Below are 20,406 nucleotides of genomic sequence, written 5' to 3'. Positions count from 1 at the left end.
CATTTGGCTTATAGCGGATTGGCGTTGAGCTGCTTGGAAAACTTGAGTGTCATGATGTAGCAGAACGCCAAACCGGCAAATGCCAGCAGACCGCCTACGACACCGATTTGGGTGAGCCCGAGTTGTGTCCCTACGACGCTTCCCATCAAGGCCCCTCCGCCGATCCCAATGTTATAAATACCTGAGAACAGAGCCATCGCCACATCGGTGGCATCCTTGGCCAACGCCAGCACTTTGGCCTGCAAGGCAAGACCAAAACACATGATGGCAACGCCCCAGACAACACTCAATCCGCCCAGGAGATAGGCATGCTGGGCGAACGGCAGCAGTACCAGCAGAGAAATAGTGATACCCGCGATAGCCGAGATCAGAAAGCCATTGGGATACATGATGCTGTACCGGCTGAACAGGACGGAGCCTATGACACCAGCGCCACCAAACAGGAGCAGCAGAACCGTTGTCATGTTTCCACTCAGATGGGCGATCTCCTGAGCGAAGGGCTCGATGTAGCTATAACCTGTGAAATGGGCTGTTACCACGAGCACTGTCAGGATATAGATACAGACCAAGGCAGGACGCTTGAAGAGCACGGGCAAGCTGCTCAGGGAACCGGAGTTATGGCTTGGCAGCAACGGTAATGCCCTGGCCAGCCAGATCACTATACCGGTGGCAAAGACCGCAATCGCCACAAAGGTCGCCCGCCATCCCAGGGTTTCTCCCAACACACGGCCTAGCGGAATACCCAAGACCATGGCGAGACACGTACCGGTCGCCAATAGGCTCAAGGCCTGCGTCTGCTTGCCTTCAGGAGCGATACGTACGGCCAGTGACGCCGTGATAGACCAGAAGATCGCATGTGCAATGGCGATGCCGATACGGCTCACAATCAATACAGTGAAGCTCCAGGCGAAGCCCGACAGGATATGACTTGCGACGAATACCGCAAAGACCAGAATCAGCAGCCGCCGCCGCTCGATATTACGCGTGAACAGCATCATGGGGAGCGAAATGAGCGCCACGACCCAGGCATAGATGGTCAGCATGATGCCCACCTGAGCTGGTGACATCTCGAAGGTTTTGCCGATGTCACTAAGCAGCGCCACCGGTACGAATTCAGTGGTATTGAAGATAAAGGCTGCCAGCGCCAGCGCAATTACGCCAAGCCAGGCACCGCCGCGTGAATCTACAGAGGTATTCATCAGCACTATCTAGTCTTCTGGTTTACAGGATGAGTCTTGGTCCGGCAGTTTAGGAACTGCCTGCCTGAAGCTTAGCCATCCAATGCCACTAGACCCGAAACGACAACACACCAACCCGCAGCATCACTGGCCGCGTATGGCATATATGTTATTCAGGAAGAACTGCAGAGCTTAGATGGGAAACTAAGTAACACAAATGATACGCTTAGTAACATCGACCGACAATATCATCAGGCGTTCCAAAAGACCTGATTCATCGGCTCAATGTAGTTCTCACGATAGCTTATTAGCGGACACGCTCTAATGCGGGGCTGTCTTGCTAAAGGAGCAGTGGCCTTCACGCAGGGTTTCGATAGAGTCCGCCATATACTGCGTTTCGCCAATGAACTGGCCTAGCTTTATTTGTGGTCTCTTCGAATCCATAAAGTCGACCGTAACGGTATAGTTGGATGTCTTATACCGATTTAAATCGGTCCTTATGCCTGGACAGTTGGAATAAAAGCCTGTTTCGTAACGGGTCTTTTTATCGCAACGCTCATCATCTTCATGCCTGTGATAGCCCTTGCTTCCGCTTGAATAGGATTTGCCGGATTTACATTCTAGTAGAGTGACCTCATGGGAGCAGATGCCTGGAGTAGTACAGCCTACCCGGTCTTCCTGTTCGAAAAGATGGGTGTTGTGGCGCGTCCAACTCACCTTCAAATTGTAAGGTAACGTGCTCTCTTCTCCAGACACGGTGAATGACTGACCGGCATCACGGTACACCTTCGCGCTGAACGAAAAGTCCCAGCCGTCAATCGTTATGGAGGTGTACCACCAGGGCGTTGGCCCGAACAGGATGGTAGCAGGGCCTGTTCTTAGCCGATTTTTATGCGCATTATCAAAGTCTGTCGGAAAACCTCTTCATAGACCTGCGTCTTACCTTTTGCTTCAAAGGTATGGGTGCAACCTATCAAGCAGAACAAAGTGACCATTAAACAGGGCGCAACGTTTCTTGTTTTCATTGACTCACCGGACTGCATACGCGGCGATACTCAGCCAGCAGGATGTTCTGCTGGCTGGTAGGTCATTCAATAGATTCAGGGAAATTGCGTTGACTGCTTGATGGCCAGCCACGCTACAGCCAGACCAGGAATCCGATCCGGCGGATAGGTTAAGCGTTACTTCTTGTCGTCTGTCTCGGAGCTGTTCATGTCCATGACAGTCCTGGCTGGGGTCTCAGGTTCATTCATGACCGGAGTCGGCGCTACGGGCTCGCTCTTTTTCTTACCCCGAAACCGGTTGAATATCCAACCAATCAGAAGCATGGGTAGCATCCACAGCTTCTTGAACAGTAATAGCGCTCCAGCCAGAATTCCCAACTTGGCCGCCGCCTTGCCTGCAATCAGTGCGCCTATGCCATAAGCTGCCACTTTGTCGATGTCAGGATTGAAATCGGCGTAACGGTTACCTTCATTGAAGTTGGTCATTGCCAGGACGGCAGGTGCGCTTTTCTGGATTTGAGGCAGCTGATCCATACCAGCGATGAAACTCAGCACCAGTACGCCTTTACGGCCCAGTACGCGGATATCGTAGTTGAGGCCATGCTCGGTATCATTGCCCAGCTTGAGCTCTTGAGCCCAATAGAGCTTTTTGCCTTCCTTGTCGTAACGCGGCGCAGCAGCCCAGCCTACCAGCTCAAGCGGCTCATACCCTTGTTCTTGACGCGCTTTGTTGCCATCGCGAACATCCTGCTGCATGTCCTTCAGCAGGTCGGCATAGTCGATGTCAGCCGCATCCTCATCAGATACGTAGCCGCTTTTTTCGTAATAGACCGTCATGCCCCATGACTCGCGCTCGAACGGCGAAATGCCGGCAGGCATCACCATCCCCATGGGCGGGTTCTGGCTGGGAGGATTGCCCCAAGCTTCCAGTACACGCTCGGCATCCTTACTGTTCAGAAAGACGAACTCTTTAGGCAAATCAAGCGTTGCAAGATTGCCATTCAGGACGATCTTGCCCGTCTTGAAGTTCAGCGACTTGAGGAACCTATCCACCGCCAGCTCTTGAGCGTTTGACGTAGCAGGCGCGGCGCTGACGGGTTCAGGCTGTGGATTGGCAGAATAAGCGGCAGGAATAACGGCCACAGCCAAAAGGCTGGCCAGGATCAGTTCCTTGATCGGCATAAAAGCTCCATGAAGATATGTTGTGCTATCCAGACGCAATCATATCATCAGCCCTACAAAGACGCTGCGGCGCAACGAAATTTTTTGATACATGTGGTCAAACACAACCTTGCCGATAGCTACAGGTTGACACAACCGCTTCAAGGCTCAGACGATTGAAAGAGCAGAGGTTGGGCCAGCACGATTAAAAGCCGGACTGGACGATGCGTCATGAGTTGATGAACTGGAGCCATACCGCGCAGCCAGATTGGTCCTGAAATGTGCCTAGCTGAGAGGTGGCCGTCCCGCCTGGGGACAGGCACACCCTCGTGGTGCTGTACTAGCGATGCTCATGTTCAGCGCGAACAAAGCGACTGACAAAACGGTACAGTGCGGTTAAGCGGCGTAAGCCTCTGACTTGGCCAGGATTCGACTGATTTCATAACGATTCTCAGTAGTCAGATGATCGGTCAAACGATGCAACTGCCTGACAATCAGTTGCTGACTGTCATGATCACGTGCTGCCCGTAGCTCTTTCATCAGCGAGCGGATGATTTGTGCAGTGAGTTCAAGATCGCTCATGGGCTTTCCCTCATGAAGGCTATAAATGGGATAGTTCGTAAGCCGGCTTACTTACTCTGTCCATTACATCCCTCAAACAGTTCTCGTTTAGCCGATGAGCGAACCCTCTGCCGATAACTGGCAGGTTACGATCCGCTGTATTCTTTTGATTGATTTACTGGATGCCCCTCCTCTTTGCGGCTGCCTGAGTAGTACGCATCCTTCAAGATCTATTCGTTTGTGTAAGACGCTCAAGCAGCCAGGCTGCAGCAGGACCAAGCGGCTGTTTACGCGACCACACCACATCCACCGATACCTGCTTGGGCCAGCCATTCATGACCAACTCATGCACCCGCCCCTGTGCATGGGACTCGACCAACCCCTTGGGTAACGCGGCCCACCCAAAGCCCAACGCCGCCATTTCCAGCAACAGCAGGTAGTCTGGAGTCGACCAGCATCGCGTACTGTGTGCAGGCAAGGTCGCGTCATCCAAATCGCTGCTGACAACACTGCTCAGACGCAGCATGCGGTAGTGAGCAAGGTCTTGAGGTTCAACTACCGCTTTCTGGGTAAGGGCATGACCTCGACTGACAAAAAGACCAAAGGAGGAATAGTAAGGCAGCCGGGAATGCGCAATATCCGGCCCGTACTCTGGCTGAGCAGCCAGTAGCCCCAGGTTGGCTCGGCCTTGATTGACCAGATCCAGCACATCGGCCTGTTCGGCAAAAAAGCACTCGAACTCCAGATCAGGATAGCGCTGGTCCAATTCGTGAAGACGCGCTTCATATTGGCTCTGCTGGTAGGTATCCGACAGTACCAGTGTCAGCTTGGCTTCCTGCCCGCGGCCCAAGGTAGCCGCGTGACGTTTCAATCGGTCTATCGCCGATAGCGTCTCCAGCGCATACCCCAACAAGCTGCGCCCAGGCTCGGTCAATGTCAGCTGGCGAGCGCCACGAACAAAGAGCTCAACGTCCAGTTCTATTTCAATGCGAGCAATGGTTTCACTGATGGTCGACTGGCTTTTACCAAGCGCCCTCGCTGCCGCGCTGAACGAGCCACTGGATGCGGCATGAACAAACGACTCGAGTGCTTCTATTGAAAGATTCATATCGGTCTAAGCGATACTAGCTAATTTTCGGTTATTGGTTAAACCGATGATAATAGATCATCAAATTTATCCCTAAGCGAGCTTTTCAATGTCTTCTACCTCATCACCTGATCGCAGTTTCTGGGAGCGGGCAGGTCATGCGCTGGCCTTCGAGCTGATTGCCCTAGGCCTCTGTGCGCCTGTGATTGCCTGGGCTATGGGCAAACCCATGGCACAGATCGGCGTGTTGACGCTTATGTTTTCGACCATAGCCATGTTGTGGAACATGATTTTCAACTTCTTGTTTGACCGTGCGCAGAACCGCTTGGGATTCAAACGCAGCTTTGCCGTCCGCCTGATTCACGGCTGTCTTTTTGAGGCTGGCTTAGTGGTCTTGCTGGTTCCGTTGGCAGCCTGGTGGCTTTCAATCAGCCTGCTCCAGGCGCTAGTGCTCGATATCGGACTGATCCTGTTTTTCCTGCCTTATTCGGTATGCTTCAACTGGATTTACGATACGCTTCGGGCCCGTTATGTACGTCGCCAGGGCATTGGTGCAGCGTACGAAAAGTGATGAACCGAGTAATAGAAAGGCGCCACGCCTCACGGTGAATGAGTCGGGCTGCCTTTCATACTTGGCAGAGCTTAAAGAGAGCCTGCTGACGACTCTACGTTGAAAAGCCCCCAATAGAGACAAAACGTCGCCCTACCCTCTTTTTTCCTTTTAATCGCCGATTTTCGACTACGCTTCTCATTCCACTCAGCGAAAGGCGGGATGGCTATGGCTGCTCGGGTCGAGAGACAAGGACGCTGCTTGTGCAGCGCGGTGCACGTAACTATCAGTCTGGAAAAAACATCTATCAGCGCTTGTCATTGCTCGATATGTCGGCGATGGGGCGGTGGCCCGCTGATGGTGGTCGAAAGCACGCTCCCTCCCCAATTGACGGGAGAGGAGCATGTTCACGTCTACGAGTCATCAGAGTGGGCTGAGCGAGGCTTTTGTCGCCAATGTGGTACTCACCTGTTTTACCGGTTAAAACACGGCGACTTTCATGCCGTCCCGGTTGGGTTGTTTGATGACCCGGATGACTGGACATTTGCGCTGCAGGTTTTCATAGAAGAAAAACCAGCTTTCTACTGCTTTGCCAACGATACCCGGACCCTGACTGGAGAAGAACTGATTGCGCAGTTCGGCTCTGAGTAAGGCATAGGCCATGCTCGTGCTTGAAAATTTTAATCGTACCCATGGATTACGTTGTTTGGTGACGGCCGGACAGGTCGGGTTATTTTCGTCCTATTGATTTGCCAGCAAGGGAGGAATGATATGAAGACGGTAGCGGATATCCTTAGAGCCAAGCAAAGTCAGGGTGTGTTTACGATCACCCCAAACGTTACGGTGCTTGATGCGCTTAAAGTCATGGCCGAGAAAAATGTGGGTGCCCTGCCCGTTACCGAGGACGGTAAGCTGGTCGGTATCATCAGCGAGCGCGACTATGCGCGCAAAGGCGTATTACAGGGCCGCTCCTCCATAGGAACCGCTGTTCGGGAAATCATGACCCGTGCTGTGATCACGGTGACGCCTCGGGAGAGCATTCGTGAGTGCATGTCGCTCATGACGGATCGCCATCTGCGCCACTTACCGGTGATCGACAATGATCAGCTGATCGGTCTGCTCTCCATTGGCGATATCGTGAAGGAAACGATTGCTGAGCAGGACGGGCTGATTCTGCAACTGGAGCAATACATCCGTGGTGAATATCCTACATCACTGGCCGGATGATCAGAGGGAGCAGCTAGGCCATGCGTTTGAGCATGGCCTGCGTTGACTAAAAGTCTGGTTGGGCTTTTTCGTAATCACGACTTCCTTGCCCGTCAGGCTGAACTGTTGCGGCGCCTTATGGACGAATCCATTGCCATCATTGATTAAACAGTGACTGGCACTTCTCAAGGATTCAATAAGGCGCCTATCTGCTGTGCCCGATAAATATCTGGAACCCCTGCCCAATTGGGAGCCGCACGAGCGGCCCTCGATGCCGGGCTCTCCGGCTACGCCACTGCATGCCCCACCGGTACGCCTTGCTTACGCGCTGGTGTCTGTGCTGCTGGGCCTGACAGGCGGCCTCGGTAATGCGCTGATCAGCGTGAACCTTCCTTATATCCAGGGTGATCTGGGTCTAACACCCACCCAGGGTGCCTGGCTGCCTGCGGCCTTTCTGATGGTAAACGTGTCAGCCAACCTGATTCTCGTGAAGTTTCGACAGCAATACGGGCTTCGCCGCTTTGCCGAGATCGGGCTGGCGCTGTATGCCGTATTCACGATCGCCCATGTGTTTGCCAACAACTTTCCCATGGCGGTGCTGGTCCGGGCCGCCAGCGGCTTTGCCGGTGCGACGATCACAACCCTGGGTACGCTGTATATGCTCCAGGCGTTTCGGAAGGCTCAGGTAGGCAAAGGTTTGGTCATTGGCGTTGGCATCTCCCAGCTGGCAACGCCTCTGGCTTGGCTGCTGTCGCCCGCGCTCAGGGATCTGGGCGAGTGGCATCGCCTGTATATCTTCGAGGCCGGCATGGCGCTGTGCTCACTCGCCGCCATCACCCTGCTCAAGCTACCTCCAGGCATACGCATCAAGGCGTTCGAGCGACTGGACTTTCTGACATTTGCCCTGCTTGGTCCTGCCCTTGCCATGATTGCCGCCGTCCTGGCACAGGGGCGCATTCAATGGTGGCTGACGCAGCCTTGGATGGGGTTTTCATTGGCAGCCGCTCTGGTGTTGATCATTATCGCGGTCGCCATTGAGCACCATCGACGCAATCCCCTGCTCCAGACTCGCTGGCTTGGCACCTCCGAGATGCTGCGCTTTGCCTTCGGGGCGATCATGCTGCGCTTTATCCTGTCCGAACAGAATTATGGCGCAGTGGGTCTGCTGCAAACCCTGGGGCTTACAGCCGATCAGTTACAACCGCTTTTTGCAGTGATCCTTGTCGGCATCGTGGCGGGCATTGCCGTCAGTGCTCTGGTGTTCAGCCCGAAAACGATGATCCCTCAGATTCTGGTTTCGATTGTATTGATCGGTATAGCCAGCTTCATGGATACCGACTCGACAAACCAGACACGCCCGCAGGACCTGTTTGTCAGCCAGGGTATTCTGGCCTTTGCCAGCGGCATGTTCCTAGGTCCGCTGATGATGATCGGCTTTTTGCGTGCCCTGCAGAACGGTCCGACCTATATCGTCAGCTTTACCGTGCTGTTTTCCTTTACGCAAAGCCTGGGTGGATTGGCCGGCCCGGCTCTGTTTGGAACATTCGAGACGGTGCGAGAGAAATACCATTCCAGTCACCTGATCGAGAACGTCAACCGTACCGACCCACTGGTGGTGCAGCGCCTGCAGCTTCAAAGTCAGGTTTATGCCCCGGTGCAGACTGACCCTACCCTGCAACAGGCGCTAGGCACCTCCCAACTCAGCCAGGCTGCCACACGAGAAGCACATGTGCTGGCCTTCAACGATGTCTTTCGGCTGATCGGCTTCGTATCGATCACCTTTCTGAGCTGGTCACTGTTCCATACCCTGCGCCTGTCCTATCGGCGAAGAAAGGCGGAACGGGCACAAGCCAACTCCTCTAATAACGCTGCTACGTGAGACGCCATGAGCGACGAAAAACCATTACCTGATGACGAGCGCAAGGGCTCAAGCGAAGCTGAAAAAACGCCGCCTCAAACCGAACAGGCAGCTTCCGTACCGGACGCCGGAGCGACAAATCCTGGGCCGCCCAAAGTGATCAAACCGTCACGGATGACGGTCATCATCATGCTGGTGGTAGCGCTGGCAGGCGTCCTGACGATCCTCTATGCGTGGCAGCTGTGGCCATTCACCAGTGGCATCGTGACAACCAACAATGCCTACGTCCGGGGACAGATTACCGTCATGGCCCCTCAGGTGAATGGTTATGTCGCCGAGGTACTCGTACAGGACTTCGAGCATGTAAAGCAGGGGCAACTGCTGGTTCGGATCGACGACCGAATCTATCGCCAGCGTGTTGAGCAAAACCAGGCACAGCTGGCGGCTCGGCAGGCGGATCTTGCTAACTCCATACAGACCCTGGCCTCCAACCAGGCCACGCTGGCGTCGCGCCGGGCGGAACTCCTGTCGGCGCAGGCCGAACTGGATCGCGCACGAGCCGATGAGCGTCGTGTCAACGAGCTCGCCTCCCGAGGCTCGGTTTCCCTGCGCGAGCGTGATCAGACACGTGCCTCGGCCAGGGCCGCCGCCGCTCAGGTCAAGCAGGCACAAGCGGCCATCAATATTGCCGAGGAAAACGTAAAGGCGACTCGCGTGTCACGCGGAAGCCTGGAAGCTCAGGTACAGATGGCAGAAGCGGCGCTGCATCTGGCACAGATCGACCTCGACAATACTTTGATCAAGGCGCCACGGGAAGGACAGCTCAGCGAGGTATCCGTACGCCTCGGGCAGTACGTGACGGCAGGCTCGCAACTCCTCTACTTGGTACCGGATCTGGTCTGGGTGGTAGCCAACTATAAGGAAACGCAGACACATAACATGGCGATCGGTCAGCCGGTCCGCTTCAACGTTGATGCCTTGGACGGCGCAGAGCTTACCGGCCGTGTCGAGCGGTTGGCGCCTGCAACCGGCTCGGAGTTCAGCATTCTTCGCCCAGACAACGCCACGGGTAATTTTACCAAGGTGGTACAGCGCATCCCTGTACGGATCACCATTGATCCTGACCAGCCCTTGGCGCAGCGGCTCAGGCCAGGGATGTCCGTTGTCACCCATGTTGATACGGATGCGGCCCGAGCGACCAGCCAGACAGAACGACCTGTAGCGCAACGGAGCGCTGCACCATGAGGGATGTTCGATTCCATCCTTTGCTGTTGGCCCTGGCGGTAAGCCTGGCCGCTTGTGTGCCACCCAAGAAACCGCTACCGCCCGAAGCTGCCATACAGCCTCCTGGGCAGTGGCGTGCAGCGAGTCAGCCGGAAAGCACCGTTCGAAGCGACTGGTGGCGCAACTTCAATGATCCCCAGCTGACTCGTCTGGTAGAAACCGCACTTGAGCACAACACTGACGTATTAGCCGCTATTTCCCGTGTAGATGCTGCCCGGGAGCAAATTGCGCTGGCACGCTCAGCTCTATTCCCTTCGGTAAATGCCTCGGTTGCCACACAAACCAACCGCAATCTCGGCACGCTGGGTATCACCCATACCCGTTCGGCTCAGCCACAGGTACAGATTGCGTATGAGCTGGATGTATGGGGGCGCCTGCGTACTCTCGAACAGGCCGCACGGCTCCAATATCAAGCCAGCCAGACCGATCGGGATGCTGTTCTTCTCACCGTGGCCAGCACGACCGCCCGGGCATACATCACCCTTCTCTCACTGGATGCTCAGCTGCAGGTTACCCATGAGACAGCGGAGTCTCGCCTTGGGGCGCTCAAGGTAGCAGAGGATCGCGCCGGTGAGGGCTACACGTCAGAATTGGAGTTGACGCAGGCCCAGTCCGAATATGAGGCCGCCATGCAAATGATTCCGCAGCTTCAACAGGCCATTCGCCGACAGGAAAATGCCATTCAGGTGCTGACGGGCGCCTTGCCGGCCCCAGTGGACCGTGGGCTGCACTTTCAGGACGTACACCCTCCCCACGTTCCTGGTGTATTGCCATCGGAGTTGCTGCGCAGACGGCCGGATGTCGCACGTGCCGAACAGCAGCTGGCTGCCAGTGACCTCAACCTAGAGGCCCGACGTGATGAGTTTCTTCCGCAGGTACAGCTGTCCGGCAGCGTCGGCCGGCTTTACGTCAATTCGCTGAACTACGATCCGGTCAAGGTCTGGAGCCTGGGCGCCAGCATCCTTGCTCCGATTTTCACAGCGGGTCGACTGGAAGCCCAGGTCAATATCGCTACCACTCAGCGTAATCAGGCCGCTTATGCGTATCGGGCCGCAGCGCTGAATGCGTTTGCCGACGTTGAAAATGCCTTGTCAGGCGTCACGCTGTATGCCGAACAGATTGATCGTATCCAGGCACGCCGGCGCACGCTGGCACGTTCGCTTGAAATCGCCCGGGATCGCTACCGCAGCGGTTACTCCTCCTACCTTGATGAGCTCGATGCCCAACGTAACCTCTTCAATCTGGATCTGGCGGCCGTACAGGTGCGCGAGAGCCAGCTGAACAATGTCATTTCGCTCTATCAGGCGCTGGGAGGGGGTTGGATACCTGCGCAGGATTAGCTGTGCATGGCACGCAGCTGATCATTTAGCTCCGCTCAAACCCGCGGTATGGACTAGAATTTGCGCCTTTATTCCCTCTTGAAGAGACAACTATGGGCGCACAGTGGAAAGCCAAACATAAAGAAGCCGCAGCCAATGCCAAGGGCAAGATCTTTGGCAAACTGTCGAAAGAGATCATGATCGCTGCGCGCTCCGGCCCGGACCCAGACATGAATCCTCGCCTGCGTCTGGTCGTCGAGCAGGCCAAAAAGGCCTCCATGCCTCGCGAAACACTGGAGCGCGCCATCAAGAAAGGCGCAGGTCTTTTGGGCGAAGCGGTCAACTATGAGCGCACCACCTATGAAGGTTTTACTCCCCATCGTGTGCCAGTCATTGTGGAATGCCTGACCGATAACGTGAACCGTACTGTCGCCGAGATTCGCGTACTGTTTCGCAAGGGCCAGCTTGGCGCGTCCGGCTCGGTAGCGTGGGATTTCGATTATGTAGGCATGATCGAGGCAACGCCCGATACGCCAGAAGCTGATCCGGAGCTGGCCGCGATCGAAGCAGGCGCTCAGGATTTCGAGGCGGGTGAGGATGACGCCACCCTCTTTATAAGCGACGCTACCGACATGGACGCCGTCTGCAAGGCGCTGCCAACTCTTGGTTTTACAGTACAGTCGGCCAATCTGGGTTATCGCCCCAAAAACCCGGTCACCGGCTTGAGCGATGCTGAAATGGAAGAAGTAGAAGCCTTTCTGGAAGCCCTGGATGCCCACGATGACGTGCAGAACGTTTATGTAGGTCTGGCAGGTTAAGCCATGCAGCCAGGGCGAAAAGCAATTCTTGCCTTTCGCCCTGTGAGATACGTATCAGGCAGCCTTGGGCTGATCAAACAGCATTCGCCCATGGTCCAGGCATTGGTCAACTAGCCATTTGCCGTGAGCAATGGACGCTCTCTGAGCCTGATCCAGTTCGGCCAGGAAGGCATGACTGACCGGAAGCGGCATGCGCCGGGTTACATGCCCGTGCAGGTCGCTTATCCGGCAACCGCCTGCCCAGGGTAAAGGGCTGCCTGGATGCTCCATGATTTCAGCCGTAATGACATGATCGCGGTAGGTACATTGCATGGTACTCATGGTCTGATCCTCGCTTTCGAATGGCATCGTCAGGTTCTCACAGGCATGCCCGCTTCGTACAAGTCCTGTCTCAAAGGATAGATGAACGGCGACAAAACCCTGTACCGTCATGCCCCCACGCGCAGAAAAACGCCAAAGGCTTAGTTACGGTCCAACGAGGGCCCTATCAGGCCTGCTAGCTGCTCATATACTCCGGGCGCAGCGACCAGAAGCGGATTCCCTTCCAGCAGCCCTTCGCCACGGAAGAAGTCACTCGACCGACCACCGGCTTCCTTGACCATGACAAGGCCTGCCAGGCAATCCCAGCTGTTGATAAGCGTCTCGTAATAGCCAATCAACCGACCCGCGGCCACATAAGCCGTCATCAGCGCCCCGGAGCCGTTGCGGATAAACATCCCACCCTCGTCCAACAGACCGGTCAGGAAAGGAATAAAGTTTTCCTTGCCACGGCGGTGCGTTGTACCTACCCCTACGACTCCTTCACGAACGTGTTGGGTAGCATGGGCCTTGAGCGGGACATCATTGACGAACGCGCCCTGGCCCAGGCAGGCATGAAAGAGTTCCTGATGGTTCGGATCGGCGATAGCGCCCAGATAGGGCTCACCGTCAATCATGAGTCCGATGGATACACACCAGCTGTGCAAGCCGTTTACGAAACAGCTGGTTCCGTCGATGGGGTCGATGACCCAGATGCAGCGCGCATCCAATGCTGCAGTACCGTTTTCCTCGCCGATAAAGCCATCCTCCGGAAAACGCTCCGAAAGCTGCGCCCGGATGAAGTCCTCCAGTGTCTTGTCGGCAACACTGACGACATCCTGCAGGTTACCGCCTTTGTGCATTACCGTCAGGCTCGAACGGCGCGCATAGAAGTCCATGCCCAGGCGTGCCGCTTCCTGTGCGATAGCCTTGGCGGCCTCATAGCGTGAATCGATATCGAGGCTATCCGGTGCGCTGGCGCCGGTAACAGTCGTGGTCATGACGGGTCCTTTTCAAAAACATGGTGCAATAATTGGGAGCGCCTAATCTAAGCGCTCCACTGTGACAAATACTGCGCGGCTCGGCATAGGATAAAAAGATGCACTTTAAGCCTAGGCCATGAATGCTGGCAGCAAGACGGACCTTCCAGGCCTATCTACTTATAAGGCAAGCTCAACCCTGGCTATCACCTTTCAGGCCGCGGTTAATCAGCATGGGCTCGATATCCGGTTCATGGCCCCGCCAGTCCCGGTAGACCTGCTCCAGATCGGTGCTGTTGCCACGAGAAAGAACCATGTCGCGGAAGCGTTGGCCGTTTTCAGGAGTAAGGCCGCCGTGTTCTCTGAACCACTCGAAGCCATCATCGGCCAGCATCTGTGTCCACAGATAAGCGTAATACCCTGCCGCATAGCCATTGCCCCAGATGTGCATGAAATAGCTGGATCGGTAGCGAGGCGGCACATAACTGAGGTTTATGCGGTCCTTCTCCAGCGCAGCCTTTTCAAATGCATCAACGTCTTGCTGAGGCGCTTCAGCTGCAATCATGTGCCAGTGCATGTCGAGTAGCGCAGCGGCCAGAAGCTCGGTCATGTCATAGCCCTTGTTGAAGCGAGACGCGGTCTTGATCTTCTCGACCAGCTCGGCGGGCATGGGCTTGCCGGTTGCGTAGTGCTTGGCATAGTTGGCGAACACCTTGGGGTCTTCCGCCCAGTGCTCGTTGATTTGCGAAGGAAATTCGACGAAATCGCTCGGCGTATTGGCGCCCGAGATACTGGCGTACATCTGGTCGGCGAACATACCGTGCAGGGCATGACCGAACTCATGAAACAAGGTTATGACATCGTCCCATGAAAGCAGCGCCGGTTGACCTGGGGCCGGCTTGGTGAAATTGCAGACGTTATAGACAACCGGCTTAGTGCCCAGCAGCCGGGACTGATCGACGAAGTTACCCATCCAGGCACCTCCGCTCTTGTTATCCCGAGCGAAGAAATCGGTGTAGAACAAGGCCATTGAAGAGCCATCCTTGTCGAACACCTCATAAACCTTCACATCCGACTGATACACCGGAATGTCCGTCAGTTCCTTGAACGTAATGCCGTAGAGCGCCTGCGCTGCGTAAAACACCCCGTTCTGGAGCACATTATTAAGCTCGAAATACGGGCGAATCTGTGACTCGTCCAGATCGTAACGGGCCTTGCGAACCTGCTCCGCATAATAAGGCCAATCCCAGGCCTGCAACTTGAAGCCGCCCCCCTGTTTGTCGATAACGGCCTGAATATCCGCCGCCTCGCGCTTGGCTCGGGCTGTGGCCGCCGGCGCGATGTCCCGCATGAAACCTAGCGCAGCTTCTGGCTTCTTGGCCATCTGATCCTGTAGCTTCCAGGTCGCATAGTCCGGGAACCCCAGCAGCCTGGCCTGCTCGGCTCTCACCTTGGCCAGACGCGCGATAAGCGAGCGGGTATCGTTGGCATCTCCCTTCTCGGCCCGATTCCACGAGGCATCGAACAAGGCCTTACGCGTATCGCGGTTGGCAAGAGACGCTAGCCAAGGCTGTTGCGTGGTGTTCTGAAGAGTGAGCAGCCATTGCTGGTCCAGATGACGGTCCTGGGCTGCCTGTTCGGCTGCCTTGAGCTCAGGCTCAGAAAGTCCCTCAAGCTGATCCTTGTTGCTGACAGCCAGGGCCCCGTTCTTGGCTGCAGCCAGCAGCCGATTCACAAACTGGGTAGTGAGCGTTGCCGCCTCCTGGTTGAGCGATTTGAGCTGGGCCTTATCAGTCTCAGACAGCCGGGCACCTGCCAATACGAAATGCTGATGGGTAATCTCGATAAGCCGCTTGTCCTCGGGTGTCAGATCAAGCGTTTCGCGCTGGTCGTAAACGGTCTGTAGACGGTCGAACAATGTGCTGTTGAGCGTGATCGCATCACCCAGTGCAGCCAGCTTGGGCGACTGCTCTTCATTGATCCGCTGAAGCGTGTCGGACGTATTGGCACCAGTGAGCGCGCTAAAAACTGTCATGACCCTGTCCAGCAGGGCTCCGGCTTTTTCCAGCGCAACGTAGGTATTCTCGAAAGTAGGCGGCTCGGGGTTGTTGGCAATGTGCTCGATTTCAGCCAACTTTTGCCGGATGCCTTCTGTAATGGCGGGCTCGAAGTCCGACTCCTCGATCAGGTCGAACCGAGGTGCCTGAAAGGGCAATGCACTCACCTGAAAAAAGGGATTCGCCTGAAGGGCCGAGCCGTTCTTATCTACCATGTTGACCTCCTGTACCGTCGTTCCGGCTTCAGTAACAGACTGGGTTTCGTTAGCAAAGGCATAGCTGCCAAGGGACGTACTGATAGCCAGAAACAGCAAAGATAGACGCATTAATGCTTACACTCCCTATTTTTCTTATTCCATGCAGCCACGACGCGGTCATACAAAATAGCGCGTCACATTGGGCACAGCGTAGTTTCAAATTGGCAGGCGAGTCTTGGCGATTGAACTCGAACAAAACGGTGTAAACCGCAGACCGCAATTTGTTATAAGCAAAGAAACCCGTCTGGGCCGGGCCTTGGGATAGTATCGCCTGCCCAAGGGATGCACTAGTCTTAAGAACTGCCCCTATCGTTTCAGCCTAATGGAAAGCCGCCATGCCTGTACGAGCAGCTACGTCTGAGGATGCCTCCGCAATCGCCATGATCCATATCGAATCTTGGCGCGCCGCCTATCAAGGCATCATGCCTCAGGTAGTGCTGGATAACCTCCAATACGAGTCCAGATATGCCCATTGGAAAGCAAGACTGGAAGCGGAAAATGCTCCGATATGGGTTGCTGAGCGCAGCGGGTCAGTAGCCGGCTGGATGGCGTGCGGCCCTGACCGTGATTGGCCGGAAGAGGCCTCCAGGCGAGAAATTCATGCGATCTACATAGCCCCACGACACTACCGTACCGGCCTCGGAACGGCGCTGTTACGGCATTATTTCTCTTCGCTGGAGTTGCCCGCGGTTAGTTGTGTATCCCTCTGGGTATTACAGGATAACCTTGCAGCAATGGCTTTTTATCGACAGCACGGCTTCGACCATACAGAAGCCCATAAAACCCTATCAAGAGGTGGGGTCGACCTGACCGAAGTGAAACTGACCAAGCGGCTTATCTGACGTGACCCTTGAAATATCTGCTTTCATTTAAATCCTGCCGGTATTCCGGAGCCGCGGTAGCGTACGCGTTTCGCTGAACCTCACGCTTCAAGGAAACGGCTCATGTTCAAGACGCTTTTTACGGCGTTGGTCACGGCTGGCTGCGTGTTCAACGTTTTATCTGCCCAGGCTGCAAGCAACCTGGTCTACTGTTCGGAAGGCAGTCCAGCAGGATTTGACCCCGGCCTGTACACAGCGGGAACCGATCATGATGCTGCGGCCAGTACGTTGTTCAACCGACTGGCCGATTTCGAGCGAGGCGGCACCAAGGCTATTCCTTCCCTTGCAGAGCGTTGGGACATCAGCGAAGACGGCAAGACCTATACCTTCTTTCTACGGCAGGGCGTAAACTTCCATACGACGGACTATTTCAAACCGACCCGCCCCTTCAATGCCGATGACGTCCTGTTCACCTTTCAGCGCATGCTGGATAAAGAGCATCCGTTCCGCAAGGCCTATCCCAGCGAGTTCCCCTACTTTACCGGCATGAGTCTGGACAAGAATATCGCTCGGGTTGAAAAGGTGGACGAGTATACAGTTCGCTTCATGCTGAATGAGCGCGACGCTGCTTTTGTGCAGAATTTGGCGATGCGGTTTGCCGGTATCCATTCAGCTGAGTATGCCGACCAGCTGCTCAAACAGGGCAAGGCTGAACAGATCAACCAGAAGCCTATCGGTACCGGCCCCTTCGTCTTCAGTCGCTACCAGAAAGATGCCATGATCCGTTTCAAGGGCAACAAGGATTACTGGCAACCGGGACAGGTCAAGCTCGACAACCTTATCTTCTCGATTAATACCGATTCTGCCGTGCGGGCGCAAAAGCTGCGCACAGGCGAATGCCACGTCAGCGTTTACCCTAATCCGGCGGATATTGCCTCGCTGGAGAAAGACCCCAACCTGAAGGTCATGAGTAGCCCTGGCTATAACATTGGCTACCTAGGCTATAACGTTCAGCATCCGCCACTGGACAAGCTGGAAGTTCGCCAGGCGCTCGACATGGCGATCAACAAGCAGAACATCATTGAAGCCGTTTTCCAGGGCGCAGGGCAGCTTGCCGTCAACGGGATGCCGCCCAGCCAGTGGTCCTACAACGAAACGATAAAGGATCTGCCGCGCGACCCGGTCAAGGCCAAGGAGCTTCTCAAGCAAGCTGGCGTCAAGGAAGGCACAAAGATCACCTTATGGGCTATGCCGGTCCAGCGGCCGTATAACCCGAACGCGCGCCTGATGGCCCAGATGATCCAGAACGACTGGGCCAAGATTGGCATCAACGCCGAGATCGTGACGTACGAATGGGGCGAATACCTCAAGCGCGCCAAGAGCGGCCAGCAGGACACCATCCTGGTGGGCTGGACAGGCGACAATGGTGATCCGGACAACTGGCTGGGTACGCTGTATGGCTGCGATGCGATTGGCAGCAACAACTACTCCATGTGGTGCGACAAAACCTACGATGACCTCGTGAAGAATGGCAAGCGTGTCTCCGATCAGGCCGAGCGGACCGAGTTTTACCGTCAGGCTCAGGTGCGCATGAAGGAACAGATCCCCAATACCCCAATCGCCCACTCCACGGCGTTCATGCCCATGCGCAAGAATGTGCAAGGCTATGTAATGAGCCCGCTGGGCCATAACGCTTTCGTTGGGGTCAGCGTTGACTGATGTTGATACGGCGAGCCGTTAATCGCTCGCCGTGTCGCTCGCGGTAGGTAAATACGTCGGTTCGGTTTTATCATGACGGGTTGCTGCAAGAGATCATCATGAGCCGAGCCGATTTTCATCAAGCACATGCCACACAAGCCGTTGCCGAGGCACAGCGCCTGCTTTCCAGACGAGACGAAATGGGCGCACGCTGGCTACCCTGGGTCGCTACTGAGATCTATAGCCTCAGCCCTACTGAGTACGCCTCGATGGTGAGGCGTGCCTTGGAGCAGCTGACCGGTAATACGCCCAATACCTGAATGCTATTTGTCCTCAGAGAGCTATGAGCAAACTGCAGTACGGCCTCCTCTCACCTGAACTCCGCCCGCTTATCGATAAGTTTTATCGCGCCCATGGCAGCACCATGCGAACCGCCAGAGGCGATAGCGTGCGCTATTGGGTAGCCAGGCGACAGAGCATTCTCGGTGTCCTGAACCTTAGTCCCATCGAACAGGGCTTTTGGCTGACGGGCCTCTTCGTTGCACATGAGGAACGCGGTCAGGGTATTGCTGGCAGATTGCTGGAGCATGCCGTAAACCATGCGGCATCGCCTGTCTGGCTGTTCTGCCACCCTGAGCTCGTCCCTTTTTATCAATCCAATGGATTTCAGACACTAGCATTCTTGCCAGAGTCGCTTAGCGATAAACTCCGGCGCTATCAGCAAAGCAAACCCCTGATAGCCTTGGAATACAGCCCGTCGTGATTGCCTTCTGATTCATGTTTCGGTCACATGATGAAGCTATGTTGAAGAAGTATATTACGGCTGCGGCAGCCTCTTACCCGCACAGTCGCCCTGCTATCCGTTTCGCGCAGATGGAAATTTCTTTGCCAGCCTTGAAGCAAAACGGTTGGCTTCGGGTCTTAAGACCATATAGTCCAGACGCGCGCCAGGAGGCCCCATGACTTTGCACCCCCAGCTCCACGGTACCGGTTTTCTCCTTTTGCTAAAGCGTCTGGTCTCCAAGCGCACCTTCGAGGATATTGATCGTCAGCTTGAGCAACTAGGTACCGAATTCCCCCTGTTCGACCACCCGCCACTGAACATCGACCAGGAAGGCGCAGAAAGCCTTGAAGGGCTTGGTATCCGAGCGTATCAGTTCCAGGTCATGAGTTGTCACCAAGGTAAAATGGGTTTGGGTGCCGCCTTGATGAAGCTGGGCTTTACTCCTGTTTCGAGCACTCCTGAACAGACGCTGTATCGCAACGAGGCGGGTGAAAAACTGATGCTGCGCATGCAGTCCGAATTTGGCGGTGTGCTGCTCAATCTGGTCACGGACTCACCGGCTCTACTGACTTCTATTCATGCACAAAAAATTGCACCGCCAGCTCCCTGGCAAGCATTTCCTACGGTCGATGTGGGTTGCATGGATACGCTACAAGGCGAGTTGGCGTTCTGGTGGAGCCAGCACTGGACGCCTTATTGGAGCCGCCTGGATGAAAACGAGCGTCTTCAGTACCTGCAACTCAACAACGTGCCCGCTGCCTGGAAAGATTTCCTTTCGCTACACGCCTAAGCCACCCTGCTTTGCTGCTTGACGAGAACCTTTTCGCTCAAGCAGCGCTTGCTCTGTTGGCAAAGACAACACGCCAATTGACGCCCTCTCGTGAAACGTCTACAACACATCATGTTGTACGACGACCTATGACCGCTGTGCTTCTTCCATACTCGAACGAGATCCACAGCCATCACGTACAACGATCCATTCCGCATCGCTTACAACAACAAGGAAATGCTCATGCGAAATATCAAGCTGATCGTTGGCTTTCTGTGCCTTTTCAGCGGCTATGCTATGGCCGCCACGTCTTCGGATGAAACGGCGGTAGCTGAGGCCGTGGACAAGCTTACCCAGGCCATGTGGCACAAGGATATTGCCAGTCTGAATGCCCTGACGGCCGAAAATCTTACCTATGGCCATTCCAGCGGCAACATCCAAGATAAGAAAGCATTCATTGCGGATATCGAAACAGGCAAAAGCGCATTCAAAGAGCTGAAAATGCTCAACCAGAAAATCACAATGTCGGGTGATGTGGCCCTGGTTCGCAATCATTTCTCTGCACAAGCCATCAATAGCGGCAAGTTGACGCCTACTGAAATTGAAAACTTTCAGATCTGGCAAAAACAAAATGGAAAATGGCTGTTGATCGGCCGTCAGGCTTTCCGCTTCTAACCAGGCACCTGCCGCTTCCCCGCCACGAAGCGGCAGAATCAA

General features: G+C 55.2%; 20 protein-coding genes. 13 read left to right on the top strand and 7 right to left on the bottom strand.

The genetic code is table 11. The features are described from left to right. Positions 1-8 precede the first annotated feature (8 nt). The 4 genes from EAW52_RS10410 to EAW52_RS10395 form a co-directional block, all read right to left on the bottom strand. Positions 9-1,199 carry a sugar transporter gene (locus tag EAW52_RS10410; protein ID WP_122042345.1) on the bottom strand — a complete coding sequence of 397 codons (1,191 nt, stop codon included), beginning with the start codon at positions 1,197-1,199 and terminating at the stop codon, positions 9-11. A 1,160-nt stretch (positions 1,200-2,359) separates the two neighbouring features. Continuing rightward, a complete protein-coding gene (locus EAW52_RS10405) occupies positions 2,360-3,364 on the bottom strand; it encodes a DUF2167 domain-containing protein (protein ID WP_122042344.1) in 1,005 nt (334 codons plus the stop codon). A 375-nt stretch (positions 3,365-3,739) separates the two neighbouring features. Beyond that, positions 3,740-3,925 carry a hypothetical protein gene (locus tag EAW52_RS10400; RefSeq protein ID WP_019367020.1) on the bottom strand — a complete coding sequence of 62 codons (186 nt, stop codon included), beginning with the start codon at positions 3,923-3,925 and terminating at the stop codon, positions 3,740-3,742. Between the two features lie 202 nt (positions 3,926-4,127). Continuing rightward, a complete protein-coding gene (locus tag EAW52_RS10395) occupies positions 4,128-5,012 on the bottom strand; it encodes a LysR family transcriptional regulator (RefSeq protein WP_122042343.1) in 885 nt (294 codons plus the stop codon). Between the two features lie 88 nt (positions 5,013-5,100). Between EAW52_RS10395 and EAW52_RS10390 the strand changes: the two genes are divergently transcribed. The 7 genes from EAW52_RS10390 (at position 5,101) to EAW52_RS10360 (ending at position 12,026) form a co-directional block, all read left to right on the top strand. Beyond that, on the top strand, positions 5,101-5,562 hold the full coding sequence (locus tag EAW52_RS10390) for a multidrug/biocide efflux PACE transporter (RefSeq protein ID WP_122042342.1): 462 nt from the start codon (positions 5,101-5,103) through the stop codon (positions 5,560-5,562). A gap of 207 nt (positions 5,563-5,769) precedes the next feature. Continuing rightward, the gene (locus EAW52_RS10385; RefSeq protein WP_122042341.1) at positions 5,770-6,192 is read left to right on the top strand and encodes a GFA family protein; all 423 of its coding nucleotides are present in this window, start codon (positions 5,770-5,772) and stop codon (positions 6,190-6,192) included. 120 nt (positions 6,193-6,312) lie between these two features. Next, positions 6,313-6,768, top strand: coding sequence for a CBS domain-containing protein (locus EAW52_RS10380; protein WP_010794683.1), 456 nt, complete (start codon positions 6,313-6,315; stop codon positions 6,766-6,768). Positions 6,769-7,018: 250 nt separating this feature from the next. Beyond that, complete coding sequence (locus EAW52_RS10375; protein ID WP_122042340.1) at positions 7,019-8,626, top strand: MFS transporter; 1,608 nt, start codon at positions 7,019-7,021, stop codon at positions 8,624-8,626. Positions 8,627-8,632: 6 nt separating this feature from the next. Beyond that, positions 8,633-9,850, top strand: a complete 1,218-nt coding sequence (locus EAW52_RS10370; protein ID WP_122042339.1) for an HlyD family secretion protein — start codon at positions 8,633-8,635, stop codon at positions 9,848-9,850. Beyond that, positions 9,847-11,229, top strand: a complete 1,383-nt coding sequence (locus tag EAW52_RS10365) for an efflux transporter outer membrane subunit (RefSeq protein ID WP_122042338.1) — start codon at positions 9,847-9,849, stop codon at positions 11,227-11,229. Before EAW52_RS10370 ends, EAW52_RS10365 begins: the two co-directional genes overlap by 4 nt. Before the next feature lie 92 nt (positions 11,230-11,321). Continuing rightward, complete coding sequence (locus EAW52_RS10360; RefSeq protein ID WP_074824271.1) at positions 11,322-12,026, top strand: YebC/PmpR family DNA-binding transcriptional regulator; 705 nt, start codon at positions 11,322-11,324, stop codon at positions 12,024-12,026. 54 nt (positions 12,027-12,080) lie between these two features. Here the strand turns inward: EAW52_RS10360 and EAW52_RS10355 are convergent, their stop codons facing one another. The 3 genes from EAW52_RS10355 to dcp form a co-directional block, all read right to left on the bottom strand. Then, a complete protein-coding gene (locus EAW52_RS10355) occupies positions 12,081-12,347 on the bottom strand; it encodes a hypothetical protein (protein ID WP_122044769.1) in 267 nt (88 codons plus the stop codon). Between the two features lie 140 nt (positions 12,348-12,487). Then, a complete protein-coding gene (locus tag EAW52_RS10350; protein ID WP_122042337.1) occupies positions 12,488-13,324 on the bottom strand; it encodes an inositol monophosphatase in 837 nt (278 codons plus the stop codon). A 172-nt stretch (positions 13,325-13,496) separates the two neighbouring features. Continuing rightward, entirely contained in the window at positions 13,497-15,686 is a 2,190-nt protein-coding gene (gene dcp, locus EAW52_RS10345) for a peptidyl-dipeptidase Dcp (RefSeq protein WP_122042336.1), read from the bottom strand. Between the two features lie 266 nt (positions 15,687-15,952). On the opposite strand from dcp, the gene EAW52_RS10340 reads away from it, so the two are divergent. From EAW52_RS10340 to EAW52_RS10315, 6 genes are all read left to right on the top strand, one after another. After that, positions 15,953-16,459, top strand: coding sequence for a GNAT family N-acetyltransferase (locus EAW52_RS10340; RefSeq protein WP_122042335.1), 507 nt, complete (start codon positions 15,953-15,955; stop codon positions 16,457-16,459). 102 nt (positions 16,460-16,561) lie between these two features. After that, on the top strand, positions 16,562-18,157 hold the full coding sequence (locus EAW52_RS10335) for an ABC transporter substrate-binding protein (protein WP_122042334.1): 1,596 nt from the start codon (positions 16,562-16,564) through the stop codon (positions 18,155-18,157). 98 nt (positions 18,158-18,255) lie between these two features. Then, positions 18,256-18,456: a hypothetical protein gene (locus EAW52_RS10330; RefSeq protein ID WP_122042333.1), complete on the top strand. Its 201-nt coding sequence runs from the start codon at positions 18,256-18,258 to the stop codon at positions 18,454-18,456. Between the two features lie 23 nt (positions 18,457-18,479). Next, on the top strand, positions 18,480-18,899 hold the full coding sequence (locus EAW52_RS10325; protein ID WP_122042332.1) for a GNAT family N-acetyltransferase: 420 nt from the start codon (positions 18,480-18,482) through the stop codon (positions 18,897-18,899). A 196-nt stretch (positions 18,900-19,095) separates the two neighbouring features. Then, a complete protein-coding gene (locus EAW52_RS26175; RefSeq protein ID WP_177411901.1) occupies positions 19,096-19,710 on the top strand; it encodes a hypothetical protein in 615 nt (204 codons plus the stop codon). A gap of 222 nt (positions 19,711-19,932) precedes the next feature. After that, on the top strand, positions 19,933-20,364 hold the full coding sequence (locus EAW52_RS10315; protein ID WP_010794696.1) for a nuclear transport factor 2 family protein: 432 nt from the start codon (positions 19,933-19,935) through the stop codon (positions 20,362-20,364). Positions 20,365-20,406 lie beyond the last annotated feature (42 nt).

Source organism: Pseudomonas sp. LTJR-52, from assembly GCF_003691465.1.
Classification (GTDB): domain Bacteria; phylum Pseudomonadota; class Gammaproteobacteria; order Pseudomonadales; family Pseudomonadaceae; genus Chryseomonas; species Chryseomonas luteola.
The sequence above is the reverse complement of the archived record's forward strand: the minus strand, read 5'-3'. Positions and strand labels throughout refer to the sequence as shown.